Source organism: Streptomyces sp. NPDC104381 (assembly GCF_055583745.1).
This window is the reverse complement of the sequence record NZ_JBVJNK010000008.1, coordinates 15,563-35,574: the sequence shown is the minus strand read 5'-3', so window position 1 is coordinate 35,574 and position 20,012 is coordinate 15,563. Positions and strand designations below refer to the sequence as shown.

12 protein-coding genes are annotated in these 20,012 nt (G+C 74.1%); 7 read left to right on the top strand and 5 right to left on the bottom strand.

The features are described 5' to 3' along the window. Positions 1-78: 78 nt before the first annotated feature. From ACZ607_RS26820 to yczE, 3 genes are read right to left on the bottom strand one after another with little or no spacing between them, the layout of a single operon-like run. Complete coding sequence (locus tag ACZ607_RS26820; RefSeq protein WP_469738608.1) at positions 79-1,443, bottom strand: MFS transporter; 1,365 nt, start codon at positions 1,441-1,443, stop codon at positions 79-81. A gap of 46 nt (positions 1,444-1,489) precedes the next feature. Then, a complete protein-coding gene (locus ACZ607_RS26815) occupies positions 1,490-2,263 on the bottom strand; it encodes a glycerophosphodiester phosphodiesterase (protein ID WP_469738606.1) in 774 nt (257 codons plus the stop codon). Further along, the gene (gene yczE, locus ACZ607_RS26810) at positions 2,260-2,928 is read right to left on the bottom strand and encodes a membrane protein YczE (protein ID WP_469738604.1); all 669 of its coding nucleotides are present in this window, start codon (positions 2,926-2,928) and stop codon (positions 2,260-2,262) included. Before yczE ends, ACZ607_RS26815 begins: the two co-directional genes overlap by 4 nt. Before the next feature lie 101 nt (positions 2,929-3,029). On the opposite strand from yczE, the gene ACZ607_RS26805 reads away from it, so the two are divergent. Further along, positions 3,030-4,529, top strand: coding sequence for an SCO1417 family PLP biosynthesis transcription factor (locus ACZ607_RS26805; RefSeq protein ID WP_469738602.1), 1,500 nt, complete (start codon positions 3,030-3,032; stop codon positions 4,527-4,529). 13 nt (positions 4,530-4,542) lie between these two features. Here ACZ607_RS26805 and ACZ607_RS26800 read toward each other — a convergent pair whose 3' ends face one another. Together ACZ607_RS26800 and ACZ607_RS26795 are read right to left on the bottom strand one after the other, a co-directional pair. Next, the gene (locus ACZ607_RS26800) at positions 4,543-6,144 is read right to left on the bottom strand and encodes a hypothetical protein (RefSeq protein WP_469738600.1); all 1,602 of its coding nucleotides are present in this window, start codon (positions 6,142-6,144) and stop codon (positions 4,543-4,545) included. Between the two features lie 37 nt (positions 6,145-6,181). Continuing rightward, the gene (locus ACZ607_RS26795; RefSeq protein WP_277335051.1) at positions 6,182-6,376 is read right to left on the bottom strand and encodes a hypothetical protein; all 195 of its coding nucleotides are present in this window, start codon (positions 6,374-6,376) and stop codon (positions 6,182-6,184) included. Positions 6,377-6,700: 324 nt separating this feature from the next. On the opposite strand from ACZ607_RS26795, the gene ACZ607_RS26790 reads away from it, so the two are divergent. The 6 genes from ACZ607_RS26790 (at position 6,701) to ACZ607_RS26765 (ending at position 19,996) form a co-directional block, all read left to right on the top strand. Next, positions 6,701-7,093 carry an ankyrin repeat domain-containing protein gene (locus ACZ607_RS26790; RefSeq protein WP_469738598.1) on the top strand — a complete coding sequence of 131 codons (393 nt, stop codon included), beginning with the start codon at positions 6,701-6,703 and terminating at the stop codon, positions 7,091-7,093. A 242-nt stretch (positions 7,094-7,335) separates the two neighbouring features. Then, entirely contained in the window at positions 7,336-8,754 is a 1,419-nt protein-coding gene (locus ACZ607_RS26785) for a HEAT repeat domain-containing protein (RefSeq protein ID WP_469738596.1), read from the top strand. Between the two features lie 243 nt (positions 8,755-8,997). Continuing rightward, positions 8,998-12,609: a hydantoinase B/oxoprolinase family protein gene (locus tag ACZ607_RS26780; protein WP_469738594.1), complete on the top strand. Its 3,612-nt coding sequence runs from the start codon at positions 8,998-9,000 to the stop codon at positions 12,607-12,609. A gap of 57 nt (positions 12,610-12,666) precedes the next feature. Beyond that, complete coding sequence (locus ACZ607_RS26775; RefSeq protein ID WP_469738592.1) at positions 12,667-14,193, top strand: hypothetical protein; 1,527 nt, start codon at positions 12,667-12,669, stop codon at positions 14,191-14,193. 76 nt (positions 14,194-14,269) lie between these two features. Next, positions 14,270-15,181, top strand: coding sequence for a hypothetical protein (locus ACZ607_RS26770; protein WP_469738590.1), 912 nt, complete (start codon positions 14,270-14,272; stop codon positions 15,179-15,181). Between the two features lie 72 nt (positions 15,182-15,253). Continuing rightward, entirely contained in the window at positions 15,254-19,996 is a 4,743-nt protein-coding gene (locus ACZ607_RS26765; protein WP_469738588.1) for a hypothetical protein, read from the top strand. The last annotated feature ends 16 nt before the right edge of the window (positions 19,997-20,012 follow it).

The window sequence follows — 20,012 nt, the reverse complement described above, 5'->3', positions numbered from 1 at the left end:
GGTTTGGCTTCTTCCACTGGCAGTAACGGTCCTCCGGGCAGACCAAAGGCGTACACTACCGGCCTTTCACTTCAACGTCTAAATCCGGTCCGGCACGGCGTTGCCCGCGGCGGCCACGGCGGCCCGTACGGGAACCCTCGCCAGCAGCACCGAGCCGAGCGCGAAGAAGAGCACCAGGGACAGGATCGCATCCCGGTAACTGCCGGTGAGCTGGTATCCGAGACCGAAGACCAGGGGCCCCAGCCAGCTCAGGCCCCGGTCGCTCATCTCGTAGGCGGAGAAGTACTCCGCCTCCTTGCCCCGCGGTACGAGGTGCGAGAACAGCGACCGCGAGAGGGCCTGGCTGCCGCCCATCACCAGGCCGATCGCCGCCGCCAGGGCGTAGAAGAACACCGGCGCGTCGGCGGGCAGCACGTACGCCGCGGCGAGGATCAGCGTCCAGACGGCCAGCGAGACGAGAATCGTGCGCTTCGCCCCGTACGCCCGGGCGAGCCGGCCCATCCCCAGCGCCCCCGCCACCGCGAGGACCTGCACGAGCAGCACCGCGGTGATCAGGGTCGTCTGGTCGAGGCCGAGCTCCTCGGAGCCGTACAGCGAGGCCTGGGAGATCACCGTCTGGATGCCGTCGTTGTAGATCAGATAGGCCAGCAGGAAGGAGAGCGTCAGCGGGTGGCGGCGCATGTCGCGCAGCGTCGCCCGCAGCTGCCGCCAGCCCGACCCCACCGCGCCGTCACCGCCCGGCTCCACCCGGCGGTCCCTCAGCCGCCGCAGCGGCACCAGGGCGAAGGCGCCCCACCACACGCCCGCCGAGGCGATGCAGATCCGGACCGCGTCGGACTCGGACAGGCCGAAGGAGTCGTGGCCCGTGTAGAGCACCAGGTTCAGGACGAGGACGAAGGCGCCCGAGGTGTACCCGAAGGCCCAGCCGCGCGAGGAGACCGCGTCGCGTTCCTCCGGGGTGGAGATCTGGGGCAGATACGCGTTGTACAGGGCCATCGACACGGAGATCGACGCGTTCGCCACGATCAGCAGGAACGCCCCCAGCAGATAGCGGTGGCCCTCCAGGAAGAACATGCAGGCCGTCGCCGTGGCTCCCGTGTACGCGGCCGCCGCGAGCAGCGGCTTCTTGCGCCCGCTGCGGTCCGCCGCCGCGCCCACGACGGGCATGACGACCACGGCCACCACGATGGACACCGACACGGCGTACGCGAAGAGCGATCCGGCCCGCACGGGTATGCCCAGCGGATGCACGAACCCGTCCGCGTCGGCCGCCGCCTTGGCGATCGACGTCAGGTAGGGACCGAGGAAGACCGTCAGGACGCTGGTGGAGTAGACGGAGCAGGCGAAGTCGTAGAAGTACCAGCCGCGCTGTTCCCGTTTGCGGCCGGCGGCCTCGGCCGACTGCCCGGCCGGGTCCTCCGTGCCTGCGATACCGGTGCTCACGCCGCGCCCCCTCGATCGTCCGTGCGGGACGCGGCCGGTCCCGGCGTCAGGCCCAGGCCCCCCGCTCGCTCAGCACCGTGCGCAGCGTCTCGATGTGATCGGTCATGATGCCATCCACCCCGAGGTCGAGGAGCGCCGCCATCCGTTCCGGTTCGTTGACCGTCCAGACATGGACCTGCAGCCCCCGCGCGTGCGCCGTGCGGACGAAGCGCCGGTCGACGACGCGGATGCCGTTCTGGCTCTCCGGGACCTGTGCGCAGACCGCGCCCGCCCGGAGCGCCGCCGGGATCCCGTACGAGCGCAGCCGCAGGCCGAGCACGCCGCGCACCCCGTAGGAGGTGGCCAGACGCGGGCCCGCGAGGCGGTGGGCCCTGGCCACGCGCGCCTCGGAGAACGACCCCACGCAGACCCGGTCCCACGCACCGGTCCTGCGGATCAGCTCGACGAGCGGGACGAGGGCGGGCTCCGCCTTGATGTCCACGTTCCAGCGGGAGTCCGGGAACTCCTCCAGCAGCTCCTCGAAGAGCGGCAGCGGCTCACTGCCCGCCACCCTGGCCCGGCGCACCTCGCTCCAGGGCAGCTCGGCTATCCGCCCCCGGGAGTCCGTCACCCGGTCCAGGGTCGGGTCGTGGAAGGCGACCAGGCGGCCGTCCGCCGTGGTGTGCACATCGGTCTCGAAGTAGCGGTAGCCGAGGCCGGCCGCGCGACGGAAGGCCGCCGCGGTGTTCTCCTTGTCGTCCGCCGCCCCGCCGCGGTGGGCGAAGGGGATCGTCGAAGGGTGGTCCAGATAGGGGTGGCGCCCCGGAGTCGCTGCGGTCACCGCGGAAGTATCGCTCCTTCCGGTGTCCGGGTGGCAACGGCCACGGTGCGGGAGCCCGGCGCCGGGAGGTCGAAGACCCGCAGGAAGAACTGGGCGAGCGGCCCGATGGCCAGGGCGTAGAGGACCGTGCCGGCGCCGAGGGAGCCGCCGAGCAGGAAGCCGGTCACCACCACGGCCACCTCGATCGCCGTACGCACCAGCCTGATCGAGCGGCCGGTGAGCCGGTTCAGGCCCGTCATCAGGCCGTCGCGCGGACCGGGCCCGAAGCGGGCCGATATGTACAGGCCGGTGGCGACGCCGTTGAGGACGATGCCCGCGGCCATGAGCGGGATCTGCGCCCGGAGGCCGTGGACGTCCGGCAGGAGGGCGAGCGTGCCGTCCATCGCGATGCCGACGACGAAGACGTTGGAGACGGTGCCGAGCCCCGGGCGCTGTCTGATCGGGATCCACAGGAGCAGGACGACCGCCCCGACGATGATCGAGACGACCCCGATGGAGATGCCGGTCCGCTCGGCCAGCCCCTGGTGCAGCACCCCCCACGGCTCCAGCCCCAGCCCGGCCCTGACCAGCAGAGCCGAACTCGCCCCGTACAGGGCCAGGCCCACGTACAGATGGGTCAGCCGCCGGCCGAGCCGGGTGCCGCTCGGAGAAGTGGTGTCGGACAAGTGGTGCCCCCTGTGTGGTGGTAGTGGACTGCTGCATGTCACTCTGTGGCGGGGGATCGGCCGCCAACTATGGCCAATCCGAGGAAGGTGGACTGATTTCCATGGCGCAGTGGACTTCGACGGTCGGCGCGGCGCAGCTCGCCCGCCAGCTCCAGGGCCAGCAGGCGCGTCCCCTGCCGCCGGGCACCCGTAAGCCGCCCGCCTACCGTGCCCTCGCGGACGGGGTGCGTCTGCTCGTCCTGGAGGGCCGCGTCCCGGTCGCCGCGCGGCTCCCCGCCGAGCGCGAACTCGCGCTGGCCCTCTCCCTCAGCCGGACCACCGTCGCCGCGGCCTACGAGGCGCTGCGGGCGGAGGGGTTCCTGGAGTCGCGCCGGGGAGCCGGCAGCTGGACCGCCGTCCCGGCGGGCAATCCGCTGCCCGCGCGGGGCCTCGAACCGCTGCCCCCGGAGTCGCTGGGCTCCATGATCGACCTGGGCTGCGCCTCGCTGCCCGCCCCGGAACCGTGGCTGACCCGGGCCGTCCAGGGCGCCCTGGAGGAGCTGCCGCCGTACGCCCACACCCACGGCGACTACCCGGCCGGGCTGCCCGCCCTGCGCCAGATGATCGCGGACCGCTACACCGGGCACGGCATCCCCACGATGCCCGAGCAGATCATGGTCACCACCGGGGCGATGGGCGCCATCGACGCCATCTGCCATCTTTTCGCCGGGCGCGGCGAGCGCATCGCCGTGGAGTCCCCGAGCTACGCCAACATCCTGCAGCTCATGCGGGAGGCGGGCGCCAGGCTGGTGCCCGTGGCGATGGAGGAGGGTCTGGGCGGCTGGGACATGAACCGCTGGCGGCAGGTCCTGCGCGACGCCGCGCCGAGGCTCGCCTATGTCGTCGCCGACTTCCACAACCCCACCGGGGCCCTGGCCGACGAGCAGCAGCGCCGCGCCCTGGTCGAGGCCGCCCGGTCGGCGGGCACGGTCCTGGTGGTCGACGAGACCATGCACGAGCTGCACCTGGACGCGGACGTCGAGATGCCCCGCAGGGTCTGCGCGTTCGACCCGGCGGGCAGCACCGTCCTGACCGTCGGCTCGGCGAGCAAGGCCTTCTGGGCCGGCATGCGCATCGGCTGGGTGCGGGCCGCCCCGGACGTCATCCGCAGCCTGGTCGCCGCACGCGCGTACGCCGACATGGGGACGCCCGTGCTGGAACAGCTCGCCATCAACTGGCTGATGCGGACCGGCGGCTGGGAGGAGGCCGTCGCCATCCGGCGTGAACAGGCGCGGGAGAACAGGGACGATCTGGTGCGCGCCCTGCGCCGGGAGCTCCCGGCCTGGGAGTTCGAGGTGCCGCGCGGCGGCCTCACCCTGTGGGTGCGCACCGGCGGGCTCTCCGGCTCCCGGCTGGCCGTGGCCGGCGAGCGGGTCGGGGTCCGCGTCCCGTCGGGGCCCAGGTTCGGGGTCGACGGGGCCTTCGAGGGCTATGTGCGGCTGCCCTTCACCGTGGGCGGCCCGGTGGCGGAGGAGGCGGCGGTGCGCCTGGCGGCCGCCGCCGAGCTGGTCGGCTCCGGCGCGAGCGCGGGAGCCGAGGCGCCCCGGACCTTCGTGGCCTGAGGCGCCCGCGGACTCACCCCTCGGCGGCGGCCGGCGCACCGATCAGCTGCTCGGTGTGCACGGACACGGGCTCGGCCTGCTCCACCGGCCCGGCCTGCTCCACCGCGGGCGCCCCGCCGGGCAGCAGCTCCAGCACCGCCTGCCGGTGCGCCTCGCTGGTGGCCTCGTCGTACGGGTCCGGGGTGGCCGGCACCTGGAGCCGCAGGACGGGCCCGGCGCCCAGCCGGGCGTAGCCACGGCCCGCCGGGACGTCGGAGGTGGGCGTGGTGTGCGGCTGGACGCCCAGGACCGCCTCGACCTCCTCGCGGTCGGCGGGGCCGAGGACGGCGCGTGCCCTGGTGTGGTTGCGTACGGTGCCGGTGAGGGCGTCCAGGCTGTCGAACTGGTCCGCGACCACGACCGTCACCCCGGCGGCGCGGCCGTGCCGCAGCGGGACCTGGAGGAGTTCCTGCGGGTCCTGCCTGCCGTCGGCCGCGGCCAGGTGTCCCAGTGCGCTCGGGCGGTCCAGCAGGATCCAGAGGGGCCGCTTGATGTCCTCGGGCTCGGGATGGCCGGCCTGGCGGGCCCGGTTGGCGGCGATGAGCCGCCGCTCGGTCTCGTGCGCCGCCCATTCGAGTGTCGCGAGCGCCCCGGCCAGTCCGCGCTCCACCGCGAGCACGCCGTCCCGGCCGGTCAGGACGCCGTACTCGCCGGTGCCGCCGCCCTCCACGACGAGGATGTCGCCGTGCTGGAGGGCCTGCAGCGCGAGGGAGCGCATCAGGGTCGTGGTGCCGCTGCCCGGGTGCCCCGCGATCAGCAGGTGGGGCTCCGTCGAACGCGCGCCGGTCCGCCAGATCACGGGGGAGGCGTCGCGGGTCACGTCGCCGTCCTGGACCGGCACGGTGCGCCGGACCGCGTCGGCGTCGGTGAAGCCGAGGACCGTCTCGCCGGGCGCGGTGACGAAGCGCTGGGCGGCGATGGTCGTGGGGAGCGGGGAGAGCACGGTCATGAGGAGGTGGTTGGCCTCCTCGTCCCAGGCGAAGTGGTACTCACGGCCACGGCCGGACTTGGCGTGGAGCACCTGCTCGACCCGGGCCCGGGACGCGGGGTCGCCGTCGGTGAAGTACGCCGGGTAGTTCACCTGGAGCCGGGTGAGGCGCCCGTCGCCGTCGAACGCGTACGACGTGCCGAAGGCCTTCTCCCAGTCGCCGCCGTGGGAGAACAGCGGGCCGGGGTCGTCGGCCACGGAGAAGTGCGGCACCAGCGCTTCGTACAGCGCCTGGAGCCGCGCGGTCCCGGCCTCGTCGGGGCCGGTCCTCGCGGGGGTGCGGTCGCGCCCCCGCCATGCGGCAGCGCCCATCACCGAGATCAGGGCCAGCAGAGGCCCGTAGGGGATGAGCGCCACCACCAGTACGCAGGCCGCGACGAGGAACAGCACGTGTCCGCGCCGGTCCCTGGGCGTCGCGGCCCACTTCTGCCGCCCGGCTCCCGCCAGCAGCCGCAGACCACGGGTGACCGTGATGAGCGGATGGAGGACGTCGGTGGCGTTGTCGGCGGCCGTGCGCGCGATCTCGCGACTGCGGGTGATCGAAGCGCTGCCGCGCTGAAGAATGCGGGGGAGTGGTCGCCGGGCCACGTCGGTCTCCTGGAGAGGTGGGAGCGGTTTCGGAGCGTCAGAACTTGATTCCGCCCAGCATGCTGGCGAGGCTCGCCCCGCCGGCCGTGATGCTCGGGGCGATGGCCGTGCCGGCCAGGTAGAAGCCGAACAGCGCGCAGATGAGGCCGTGGGACGCCTTGAGCCCGTCCTTCTTGAAGAACAGGAAGACGATGATGCCGAGCAGTACCACGCCGGAGATGGAGAGGATCATGAGCGGTTCTCCTGGTTGAAGGGGACAGTCACCATGAGTACTTCCAGGATCACAAGATGTACCTATACGATAAAAGGTGCAAGTGAGTGAATATCCTTCCATTTCACTCAACTGGTGGGCGGAAGGCGGCGACCCGGGCGCCCCGGGTGTCCCGTCGGCCCCGTCCCCACCGGAAAGCGGCGCGTGGACGGTGATCTTCCGGCGCTCCGGGGCAGGCTCACGACTGCCCGGAGCAGTACTCTGTCGATTCACTCGTACGGCCCCCAGCCGTACTCCCCACCAGGTCAGCAACCGCGACCACGGCACTGGAAGGCGGTCCGTCCGATGAGCGAAACCCCCGATCCCGAGGTGGTCGAGCTGGCGACCAAGGTCTTCGACCTGGCCCGCCAGGGGGAGAGCGACGCACTCGCCGCCTACGTCGACGCGGGCGTCCCCGCGAACCTCACCAACGACCGGGGCGACACCCTGCTCATGCTCGCCGCCTACCACGGGCACGCCCCCGCCGTCGTCGCCCTCGCGGGCCGCGGCGCCGACCCGGACCGTGCCAACGACCGGGGGCAGACCCCGCTCGCCGGCGCCGTCTTCAAGGGCGAGCGCGAAGTGATCGACGCGCTGCTCTCGGCGGGCGCCGACCCGGCCGCCGGAACACCCTCCGCCGTGGACACCGCGCGCATGTTCGGCAAGGACGACCTGCTGGAACTCTTCGGTGCGCGCTGAGACGCCGTCCGGGCCGCGCGCCGGCCGGTGCGTCGTAAATGTGGTCGCGTCGGCGAAATGGCTGGGTCATCATGACGTCGCGGGTCCCTTCCGGACCACCGACGAGAGGCAGAGGAAGATGAGCACCAGGCAGAAGACGGCGGTCGGCCGATCATGTTGCTGCGCGGCCTAGGGGATGTCACCCCGGCACATGGAACAGCACAGTCCCGGTTGCGTCGACAGCTTGATGTGAGGCTTTCCCCATGTTCGATCCGTTCATAGCGCCGAGCGGCACCCTGCTCGGCCTGCTGCAGAGGGGCCGCGGCGACGGCACGCTCCACGCACTCGCCGCCCCGCGCCCCGAGGCCCTGACGGCTCTCAACCACTGCGTCCTGAGCGATCCGCGTCATGACTGGCAGGTCGAGAACCGCTCCCTCTACTACGCACGCCTCTACCTCGACCTCGACGGTGGCACCGAGGAGATCGAGCGGCACCTCTTCGACCCCGAGGACCACCTCGACACCGAGGACTCCCGCACGGGGCTCGCCCTGGCAGTGCTCGGCCACCTCGCCTCCTACGGCCGCGACGACGCCCTCGCGCTCCTGCGCCGGTACGCCGCCGCAGGCGCCAACTGGGCGTGGGCCCTCGACGAGCTGGCCCTGCGCGACGACGACGCCGGGCTGCGCTCCCTCGCCGAGCCGGTGCTCGCCCGATTCCCCGCCACCGCGGAGGGCGCGGCCGACCTCGCCGCCTCCGTACGGGACGCCTTCGAGCCCCGGCCCTGGCGGCTCTGGGCCGACGACCCGCGCGAAGCGGTCGGCGCCCGGGTCAGGGCCGCGACGGAGCAGGGCTCCTTCGACCGGTGGCAGCGGCAGATGAGGCCCGGCGGACCGCGTCCCGGCTGGAGCGTCCAGGCCGTCTTCGACTGGGCCCAGGAAGGGCTGGAGCGCGGCAGCGCGCTGCACGTCCCCGCGGCCCGCTGCCTCTCCGCCGTCGCCGGGGCCGAGGACCGGCCCACGATCGTCGAGGCCGCCCGCAGCGGCCCCGAGGGCGCGCGCTGCGCCGCCCTGCACTATCTGGCCGAGGCCCGGGACCCCGCCGTGCTCGACCTCGTCGAGCAGGCCGTCGGCGGCCCGTCACCCACCGTCGCCGAGGCGGCCGTCGCCGCCTTCGAGCGCATGTGCGGAGAAGCGGCGGTCGACCGGGCACGGCGCTGGGCCCACCGCCCCGACGCCCTCGGGGCCTCGGCGGCCGGGGTCCTGGCCTGCCGCGGCGCCGTGCAGGACGCCCCGCTCGTCCTCGCCGCACTGCGCGAGACGGTCCGCGGCGAGGGCCCGGACACCCCTCGTCTGTGGACCCTCGTCGACGGCGCGGGGCGCCTGGGCATCGCGTGCGCCGCACCCGTCCTGCGTCATGTGTACCGGGAGACGTCCTCCTCGCACCTGCGTGGCCGCGCCGCCCGCGCGCTCTCCGCCACCGACCCCTCCTTCGCCAGCGGATTCGCCGTCGAATGCCTCTGGGACTGCGAGGAGACCACCCGTGAACTGGCCGCGCACCACGCGGAGACCGGGGACATCCGGGTCGCCGAACGGCTGAGGCGGCTCGCCGCCGACCCGGCCGAGGAGGCCGAGGTCCAGACGGCCGTACGCAGCAGGATCGGACCGGACGCACCCGCCGTCTGAGCCGGCGCTCCGCAGATTCACGGAGCTCCGGATGCCGCGCGTCGGGGGCGCGCGGCGCACACACCCCCAGGACGTTCCCCGGGGCCGGCGTATCCACCCGGCAAGGGCACGCCCGGCGCGGTGACACCTCCCGTACGCGTGTCGTCAGCGGCACCGCATCCTTCCCGCCCGGCGTCGACGGTTGAGCGACCCGCTCCCCACGCCGTATCTGCGGTCGTTCGTCCCCCGCGCCAGAATGGAGGGATGACCGGACGCTGGGAGTTCTGGATCGACCGGGGCGGCACCTTCACGGACGTGGTGGGACGTGACCCCGACGGCCGGCTCATCTCCCGCAAACTGCTCTCGCACGACCCCGGCCGCTACCGCGACGCGGCCGTCGCCGGCATCCGGCTGCTGCTCGGCCTCGGCCCCCACGACCCGGTCCCCGCCGACCGCGTCGCCGGCGTCAAGATGGGCACGACGGTCGCCACCAACGCCCTCCTGGAGCGCCGGGGCGAGCCCACCGTCCTGGTCATCACCGAGGGTTTCCGGGACGCCCTGCGGATCGCGTACCAGAACCGGCCCCGCCTCTTCGACCGGCGCATCCTGCTCCCCGAGGCCGTCTACGACCGGGTCGTCGAGGTCCCGGAGCGCACCGACGCCCGGGGAGCGACCGTGCGGGCCCTCGACCGCGCCGCGGTGGGCGAGCGGCTCCGGGCGGCCGCGGCGGACGGCATGCGCAGCGCGGCCGTCGTCCTCATGCACGGCTACCGCCACCCGGAGCACGAACGGGCCGTCGCGGAGGAGGCCAGGGCGGCGGGCTTCACCCAGGTCAGCTGCTCGCACGAGGTCAGCCCGCTGATCAAGCTCGTACCGCGCGGCGACACCACCGTCGTCGACGCCTACCTCTCACCGATCCTGCGCCGCTACGTCGAGGAGGTCGCCCGCGAACTCCCGGGCATCCGGCTGATGTTCATGCAGTCCAACGGCGGACTGCGCGAGGCCGCGCACTTCCGGGGCAAGGACGCGGTGCTCTCCGGACCGGCCGGAGGTGTCGTCGGCATGGTGCGTACGTCCGGACAGGCCGGCCACGACCGGGTCATCGGCTTCGACATGGGCGGCACCTCCACCGACGTCTCCCACTACGCGGGCGAGTTCGAGCGCGAGCTCGGGACCCGGGTGGCAGGGGTGCGGATGAGCGCGCCCATGATGAGCATCCACACCGTCGCCGCCGGCGGCGGATCCGTCCTGCACTTCGACGGACGGCGCTACCGGGTCGGCCCCGACTCGGCCGGAGCCGACCCCGGTCCTGCCTGCTACCGGCGGGGCGGGCCGCTCACCGTCACCGACGCCAACGTGATGCTCGGCCGCATCCGCCCCGAGCACTTCCCCGCCGTCTTCGGCCCCGAGGGCGACCGGCCGCTCGACACCCGTGTCGTGGAGGAACGCTTCGAGGCGCTGGCCGAGGAGGTGTCGGCCGCCGTGGGAGACACGCGTACGGCCGCCGAGGTGGCCGCCGGCTTCCTGGAGATCGCCGTGCTCAACATGGCGAACGCCGTCAAGAAGATCTCCGTCCAGCGCGGCCGCGACATCACCCGCTACGCGCTCACCGGCTTCGGGGGCGCCGGGGGACAGCACGTCTGCGCCGTCGCCGACGCCCTGGGCATCGACACCGTCCTCGTACCGCCGCTCGCCGGTGTCCTCTCCGCGTACGGGATCGGTCTCGCCGACGCCACCGCGATGCGCGAGCAGTCCGTCGAGGCCGCCCTGGACGAGGTGGCGGGAAGCCGGCTGCGGGCCGTCTGCGACGGACTCGCGGAGCGCACCCGCGCCGAACTCCGAGCCGACGGCCTCCCCGACAGCGCCATCGGCACCCGCGCACGGATCCTCGTGCGCTACGCCGGCACGGACGCCTCCCTGCCCGTCGCCCAGGCTCCCCTCGCCGCCATGACCGAGGAGTTCACCGAGGCCCACCGGACCCGCTACGGATTCACCATGGACAAGCCCCTGGTGGCCGAGACCGTCTCCGTGGAGGCCACCGGGAGCGCGGGACCGCACACCCCGCCCCGGGCCGGCGCGGGCGCCGCGGAAGGCCCGGTCCTGCCCCTGGGGACCGTCACCGTGTTCACCGGGGACGGCCCGAGCGACGCCGGCCTGTACCGGCGGGCGACCCTGCGCGCCGAGGACACCGTGACCGGCCCGGCGATCGTCACGGAGGACGACGCCACCACCGTCGTGGACCCCGGCTGGCAGGCCACGGCCGGACCGGCCGGACACCTCGTGCTGCGCCGGACCGAACCCCGCCCCGAGCGGAAGGCCGTCGGCACCCGCGTGGACCCGGTCATGCTCGAAGTGTTCAACAACCTCTTCATGTCGATCGCCGAACAGATGGGCGTACGACTGGAGAACACGGCGCACTCCGTCAACATCAAGGAACGGCTGGACTTCTCCTGCGCTCTGTTCGACGCGGACGGCCGTCTGGTGGCCAACGCCCCGCACATCCCCGTGCACCTGGGATCGATGGGGGAGTCCATCAAGGAGGTGCTGCGGCGGAACCGGGGCTCCCTGCGGCCCGGTGACGTCTACGCCGTCAACGATCCGTACCACGGCGGCACCCACCTCCCCGACGTGACCGTCGTGACACCCGTGTTCGACGAGCCGGCCGACGGACGGGAGAGCCGGCTCCGCTTCCTGGTCGCCTCACGCGGCCACCACGCCGAGATCGGCGGCATCACCCCGGGCTCCATGCCCGCCTTCAGCCGCACGGTCGACGAGGAGGGCGTCCTCTTCGACAACTGGCTGCTGGTGCGCGACGGAACCCTCCGCGAGGCGGAGACCCGGCACCTGCTCACCACCGCCCCCCACCCCTCACGCGACCCGGACACCAACCTCGCCGACCTGCGCGCCCAGATCGCCGCCAACGAGAAGGGCATCACGGAACTGCGGCGCATGACCCACCAGTTCGGGCAGGACGTCGTCGAGGCGTACATGGGCCACGTCCAGGACAACGCCGAGGAGTCCGTACGCCGGATCGTCGCCGGGCTGCGCGACGGCTCCTGCCGCTACAGGACGGACAACGGCGCCGTCATCGCCGTGAAGGTCACCGCGGACCACGACGCCCGGACCGCCGTCATCGACTTCGAGGGCACCTCCCCGCAGCAGCCCGGCAACTTCAACGCCCCCACCTCCGTGGTCATGGCCGCCGTCCTCTACGTGTTCCGGACGCTCGTCGCGGAGGACATCCCGCTCAACAGCGGCTGCCTGAAACCCCTGGAGATCCGCGTCCCGGAGGGGTCCATGCTGGCCCCCGTCCACCCGGCGGCGACCGTCGCCGGCAACGTCGAGACCTCCCAGGCCGTCACCGGCGCGCTCTACGCGGCCCTGGGTGTGCAGGCCGAGGGCTCCGGCACCATGAACAACCTCACCTTCGGCAACGACCGGGTCCAGTACTACGAGACCGTCGCCAGCGGCTCCGGCGCCGGGGACGGCTTCGACGGCGCCGACGCCGTGCAGACCCACATGACCAACTCCCGCCTCACCGACCCGGAGATCCTGGAGTGGCGCTACCCGGTGCTGCTGGAGAGCTTCGGCGTACGCGAGGACAGCGGCGGCCGGGGCCGGTGGCACGGCGGCCGGGGCGTGGAACGGCGGCTCCGCTTCCTCGAACCCGTCACCGTGGCCCTGCTGTCGGGGCACCGCCGGGTGCCCCCGTACGGCATGGCGGGAGGCGGCCCCGGAGCACTCGGCGAGCAGTACGTCGAACGGGCCGGCGGGAAGACCGTGACCCCGCTCGAAGGCTGCGACACCGCCGAGCTGGACACCGGCGACGTCCTGGTGCTGCGCACTCCCGGAGGCGGCGGCTACGGGCCTCCGTGACCGGTCGCTTCTGCGCCGTTTCGACCGTTGTCGGTGCGAGGACCTAATCTGTGCAGCGTGACATCGCCTGCCGACACCCAGACCGCTGCGCCCCAGCTCAGCGCGGGACCGAGGCCCGCCCCGGGACCCGCCGCCGACGAGGGGCTCTCGCGTCGGCTGCGCGCGCTCGCCTGCACCGCCCCGCTGCACGACCTGGACGTGCGCAAGGCCAATCTGGCCGGCGAGTACACGGTCTACGCGATGGCCGAGGTCGCCCTCGCCGCCATCGACCTGGTCACCCTCAACATGGACTTCGACACCGGAGCCGACCACGACCAGATAGTGGCCAGGCTCCTGCCGCGCGTCGCGGCCCAGGCGCCGGGCCGCCCCGTCACCGAGCACGAACGGGTCGCGCGCTGGGTCCTGGAGAACCTCATCAACGTCGGGAGCGTGGACCGCGGCTTCCGCGCGGCGTACGGCACCTTCGGCCCCGACGGCGTCTACGTCCGCAGGGACTACGACTTCAAGCTCGTCGAGGAGGTCCCCGGCCACGGCGGCAGCGTCTATCTCCGGGCCACCGACGAGGCGGTCAACGTCCTGGTCGGCGCCCTGGACACGGACGTCACCAGCGCCCAGATCGCCGCCGAGGTGAAGCTGGAGGTCCTCATCAGCAGGGGCCGCCTCGCCGACGCCCAGCTCGCCGCCGAACAGGCCCGCTACCGCACCGTGCAGTACGCCGAGACGCTCCGCAGGACGCTGGAGGCGACCCGGCGCAACGTCCGCGCGGTGGACTGGCTCAACGCCGTACCGGACATGATCGACGAGGCGCTGGACCACGTCGCCGACCGCTACCGCCACGAGAACGCGATCCTCACCAACATCCGCAAGGCCAGGGACGAGGCGGAGGAACCCGAGAACAAGCGCCGCGCCGCCGAGCTCGTCGACATCGTCAAGGACTGCATCCGCCGCCACACCCAGCTCCAGTCCAGACTGCTGGAGGCCGGACCCCTCTTCCGCGCCGAGCAGGACCGGCAGGCATTCGCCACCCCCACGGCACAGGCCGGGCTCGACCTGTACGGACAGCTCGTCGTCCCCCTGCTGCCGCTCCCCGTCGAACAGGCCACCCGGGCCACCGACGCGTTCTTCGCCCACGGCACCGGGCTGCGCACCCCCGTCTCGGTCCGGGTCGGCGATCTCGTCGAGATGCTGCTCATGCCCCCGGTGGAGCGCGAGCACCTGGGCGCCGAGATGCCCGAGCCCGACCTCATCGCCACCCCGGACGACAGCCGGTTCAGCGAGGAGCAGCTCGCCGCCGCGATGGACCTGCTCGACCTGGAGCACGACGCCCCGCGACGGCTCTCCGGACTCCTCGCCGAGGCCCGGCTGCACGACCCGGAGCTGCCCTACCTGGTCGCCCTTCTCGCCGTCCACGCGGCGAGCCCGCCCGTCGGCACGGCCTACCGCCAGGGCGAGCGCCGCCTGCTGTTCGCCGTCGACGACGGCACCCCGCTCGACGACCACGAGTTCGGCGGAGCCGACCTGATAGTGGGCATGGCCCTGCTGGACGCGGCGGGCATGGCCGCGGACCGCAAGGACGCCTCGTGAGCGTCCTCACGGTCCCTCGCCCGACCACCCGCCCCCTGCCGCCCGAGAGCGGCACCCGCACCGAGGAGACACCGAGTTGAGCGAGCAGTACGCCGAGCCCACCGACGCGTGGGGCGGCCAGCCCCTCACGCACGCGGCCGACGCCGCACGGCCGGCCGCTCCCGCCGCTGTCACCCCCGCCGACGCGGCCGACGCCGCCCGGCTGGTCTCCTTCGGGCTGCAGCCCAAGCTGATGCCGGCCCGCGACGCCGAATACACCGAGCTGCTCCGCCGCTACCGGGAGGAGTCCGCCTTCGCCCGGCTCGCCGACGCCGTCGCGACCGGCCTCGGGCTGATCGTCCTGGAGGTCTCCACCCGCGCGGGGATGGCCGTCACCGCGGGCGAGGACTCCGTCTTCGCCGTACGCATGGGCGACTACGCCCGGCGCGCCTCCTCCGACTCCGCCGACCGCTTCCTGCACGGGCTGGCCCACCTCGCCGTCGCCGCCATGGCCTTCCCCCGCCCCGAGGACCTGGCCGACGACTCCTACATCGGCCGCATCACCGTCAACGGCGTCGACGCCTTCGTCCGCCAGGCCTGTCAGCGCCTGGAGGAGCGGGCCGAGGAGCAGGGCGACAACACCGACCCCGCCACCGACGCCCCCGGCCTGGAATCCGGCTGGCGGATCTACTCCCGGCGGAGCGCCACCGGGGCCACCAAGGACGCCCGCAGGCTCGCCGGTTCCACCACCGGCATCATCGGCAAGGCCGTCGCCTTCCTCACCGACTCGGGCTTCCTCCAGCGCACCGGGGACGACGCGGGCGGCGCCTACCGCACCACCGCCCGCTACCAGCTCCAGGTGCGCGACATGGCCGGCAGCGCCGCCATGGCCGAACTGCTGGAGCTCGGCGTCGTCCCCGTCACCGACGGCTCGGCCACCCTGCTGCCGCCGCCCGACACCGAAGGCCTGGAGCTGGCCGCCGACGCGGGGCTCCCCTTCCACTCCTGACCGCCCACCGCCGAGCCGCCCCCTGGCGCTCCGGCCGCCCGCCCGCCGCCTGAACGACGAGAGTCCGCCGCCATGTACGAGTTGTCCCGGGTCCGCCTCTACTCCATCGGGCCCGCCGGTGCGCGCTACGCCGACACCGTGCTCGACCTGCGCGGAGTCGGCGAGCCCGTGCCGAGGCCCGCCCCGGCCCAGGCGGAGTTCTTCGAGGACGAACCCGTCGGCCCGCCGCGCCGGCCCGCGCCCGCGGGCGTGCTGTTCCTGGAGAACGGCGGTGGCAAGTCCGTCCTGCTCAAGCTGATCTTCTCGGTGATGCTGCCCGGCCACCGCAACACCCTGGGCGGCGCCAGCTCAGGTGTCCTGCGCAAGTTCCTGCTCGCCGACGACTGCGGCCATGTCGCCCTGGAGTGGCAGCACACCCAGACCGGTGAGTGCGTCGTCGTCGGCAAGGTCAGCGAGTGGCGGGGCCGCCAGGTCTCCAACGACCCGCGTAAGTTCGCCGAGGCCTGGTACTCCTTCCGGCCCGGCCCCGGTCTCAGCCTCGACAGCCTCCCCGTCGCGGAGGCCAGCGCGGTGGGCCGCCCCGCCGAAGGCGTCTCGGGCGCCCGTGGACGGCGCCGCACCATGAAGGGCTTCCGCGACGCCCTCACGGACGCCGGCAAGTTCTACCCGCACCTCGACGTGCACTGGGAAGAGATCCACGACCGGTGGAACGAACACCTCGGCGACCTCGGCCTCGACCCCGAACTCTTCCGCTACCAGCGCGAGATGAACGCCGACGAGGGCGAGGCCGCCGGCCTCTTCGCCGTCAAGAAGGACTCCGACTTCACCGACCTGCTGCTCCGGGCCGTCACCGACACCCGTGACACGGACGGCCTCGCCGACCTCGTCAGCGGCTTCGGGAACAAGCTCGGACGCCGCGCCGAACTCACCGCGGAATGCGACTTCACCGCCGGTTCGGTCGACCTGCTGGGCCGGATCGTCGACGCCACCGCGACCAGGGCCCGCAGCCGCGACGTCCACGCCGGTGCCGAGCGGCGCACCAGGACCCTGGCCCGCAGGCTCTCCGGCCGGGCAGCCGAGGAGCGGGGCCGCACCGCCGAGCTCGCCGGGCAGGTCACGGCCGCCGCCCACACCGTCACCGAGGCCGAGACGACCCGCGGCCGACGGGACCTGATCGCGGCCGAACTGGCCTACCGGCACGCCTCCCTGGCCCTGACCGCCGCCGAGAGGAGCGCGGCGGCACAGCGCCGTGAGCTGGGCGAGGCCCGTACCCTGCACGCCGCCTGGCAGGCCGCTGAAGCCGTCCTGCGCCACCGGGCCGCCGCCGACCGCTCGGCCCGTGTCGCCGTCGCCATCCGGGAGGCCGAGCGCGACGCGGCCCCCGCCCTCGCCGCCCGCGCCACGGCCGCCGCCGACCTCGTACGCGCCCTGCACACCGCCGCGGAGGCGGGGGAACGGGTGGCCGACGAGGAGGAGGAGCGCTCCGCGACCCTCCAGACCACGGGCGAGACCGCGCACCGGGACGCCACGACCGCCGCCACCGAGGCCCAGCGCGCCCGCAGCGAGGCCGGCCACCTGCGCCAGCGCCTCGCCGAGGTCGAGCAGGAGACCGCCGAAGCCGTGCGCGCGGGCTGGCTCGACGACACCGCGCCGGACGCCGACCCGGCCCGCGCGGCCCTCGCCGCCAACGACGCCGAACAGAGCGCGGTCGCCGCCTGGGACACCGCGCGGGAAGCCGCCCGGGCCACCGCCGACCAGGCACGCGAGGCCGCGGCAGCGGAGAGCCGCACCGAGCTCGCCGCGGCCCGCGCCGCAGACGGCGCCGAGGCCGCCGAACAGTCCTACGAGGCCGAGCGCAGGGCCGCCGAGTCGATCGCCGCCGACCACCGCCTCGCCGACCTGCTGGGCCTGCCGACGGCGGCCGGAGTGCCCCGCCCCCGACGCGCCGCCGCCGGTACGGACGAGACCGGCGACGGCGCGCCCGAGGAGACGCCCGGCGACGAGCGGTCCCTCACGGCCGAGGAGTTCGACACCAACGCCGACGAGCTGCGGGAGCTCCTCGACCAGGGCGTCGCCGCCGCCGAACGACGGCTCTTCGACCTGCGCACCGCGGCCGCCGACGACTCCCGCATCCTCGGCGCCCTCGGTGACGGAGGACTGCTGCCCCCGGGGCCCGACGTCCTCGCCACCGTCGAGTACCTCGGTGAGCACGGCATCCCGGCCCTGCCCGGCTGGCGCTACCTCGCCCAGGCGGTGGACCCCGCCGACCACGCGGCGGTCCTGGCCGCACGGCCCGAGCTCGTCGACGGCGTCGTCATCACCGACCCGGACGCGCACACCCGCGCCCGTGAGGTCCTGGCCGCCGCCGCCCTGCTGCCCCGGTCGGCCGTGGCCGTCGGCACCACCGCCGCCCTCCTCGCCCCCGTACCGTCGCCCGCCGGGCCCGGCGACGACGGTGTGTTCCTCGTCCCGCCGAACCCCGCGATGCACGACGAACACGCCGCCGACGAGGAGCGCCAGGCACTCAGGGCCCGGGCCGCGGCACGCGACGAGGACATCAGGTCACTCGCGGCCCGGCTCACCGCCGACCGCTCCCTCGCCGCCCGGATCGGCTCCTGGCGCGCCGACTGCCCGCCCGGGATGCTCGCCGAGCTCCGCGACGCCGCCGGTACGGCCCGCGCCGCCGCGGAGACCGCGGAAGCCGCGCTGGCCGAGGCCCGCACCGTGCGCGCCGAGGCCGACGAGGCCGCCGCCGACGCCGCACGCGTCCGCGACGAGCGGCAGGAGGCGGCCCAGCGCGCCCGCCGCGCGGCCGACGCCCTCGCCGGTCTCGCCCACCGGCTCCGCGACCGGGCCGGCTGGCAGGCGCGGCTGCGTGAACTGACCGACGAGGCAGCCGAGTCCGAGGCACGGGCCACGGCGTGCCTGGAGCGGGCGCGCGCCGCCGACGAGGACCGCAGGGCCGCCCAGCGCGCTGCGGACGACGCCCACCGCACCGCCCGTGCCCTGCGCGCCGAGCGCGCCGAGATCGCGGGTGCCCCGGAGTCCCTCCCGGAGCCCGGCCCCTCCGCCGCACGCACCTCCCTGCCCGCCCTGCGCGAGGCGTACCGAGCCGCCTCCCGGCTGTACGAGAAGGTGGGCGTCGGAGCCGACCTCCGCGCCGAGCAGGCACGCGCCGAGAGCGACGAGAGCGCCGCCCTCGCCGAACTCGACCGCCTCACCAACAAGGTCCGCACCCGCGCGGCCCAGCTCCTCGAAGGCACCGACGGCGCCGACGGGCCCTCCCGGCAGGCCGCCGCCGCCCGCGCCGAGTCCCTCGTGCAGCTCCTGGAGACCCGCGCGTCCACGGCCAGCGAGCAGCTCGGCCGGCTGCGCGGCGAGGCCGAGCGGCTCGCCCCCGCCGACGAGGCGCCGCACCACACCGAGCTTCCCGACGACCTGGCCCCGGCCGACGCCGACGAGGCCCAGGCCCTGCTCCGTACGGCGACGGCCGAACTGGCCACGGCCACCGCCGCGCTGGACACCGCGCGCGCCGCCCACGCCGAACTGCTGCGCGCCCACCGCACCGCCGAGGACTCGGCGAGCGGCTTCGACGAGACGGCCGCACTCCTGCGCGACCTGCTCAGGGACCACGGCGCGGAGGACGAGACCGAGTCCCCCGATCCGTACCCGGGCACCCTGGAGGAGGCCCGGCAGTCGGCCGCGGAGGCCCGCCGCTCACTGCGCGGCTGCGCCACCGACCTGTCGGCGGCGGAGAGCGCGGTGCGGGAGGCGAGCGACGTCCTCGTACGGCACGCCAACTCCACCCGCTACGAACAGGTCCGCACCCCGGCCCGCCAGCAGATCCGTGAACTCCCGGCCGCAGCCCTGCCCGACCACGCCGCCAAATGGGCCGCGGCCTTCGCGCCCAGGCTGCGGGTGCTCACCGACGAGCTGGCCCAGCTGGAGCGCAACCGCGACTCCATCGTCGACCGGCTCCGCGGCCTCGTGGAGTCCGCCCTCACCACGCTCCGCTCCGCCCAGCGGCTCTCCCAGCTGCCCGAGGGGCTGGGGGAGTGGTCCGGGCAGGAGTTCCTCCGGATCCGCTTCGAGGAGCCCGACCAGGCCACGCTCACCGAGCGGCTCGGCGAGGTCATCGACGAGGCCACGCACGCCGCCCTCAAGAAGAACTCCGACCTCCGCAGGGACGGCATGTCCCTCCTGCTGCGCGGAGTCCAGGCGGCGCTGGAGCCCAAGGGCATCGCCGTGGAGATCCTCAAGCCGGACGCGGTGCTCCGAGCCGAGCGCGTCCCCGTCGGACAGATGGGCGACGTCTTCTCCGGCGGCCAGCTGCTCACCGCCGCGATCGCGCTCTACTGCACGATGGCCGCCCTGCGCAGCAACGACCGGGGCCGCGACCGGCACCGCCACGCGGGCACCCTCTTCCTCGACAACCCCATCGGGCGTGCGAACGCGACGTACCTACTGGAGCTCCAGCGCGCGGTCTCCGACGCGCTGGGAGTCCAGCTGCTCTACACGACCGGGCTGTTCGACACCACGGCGCTCGCAGAGTTCCCGCTGGTCATCCGGCTGCGCAACGACGCGGACCTGCGCGCCGGGCTGAAGTACATCAGCGTCGAGGAGCACCTCAGGCCGGGGCTGCCCCAGCAGGACCCGGCGGGCGAGACCGTCCACGGCGAGATCACCGCCACCCGCATGTTCAAGCGGAGCGGAGAGCCGGCCGGCGCCCCGGGCGCCACGGCGGTCCCGGAGATGCGTACGGAGATGACGGCCACGCGGACGGAGCCCGCCCGGCAGGCCGGTGAACAGCAGTAGGTGAGGCCGGGGCGCC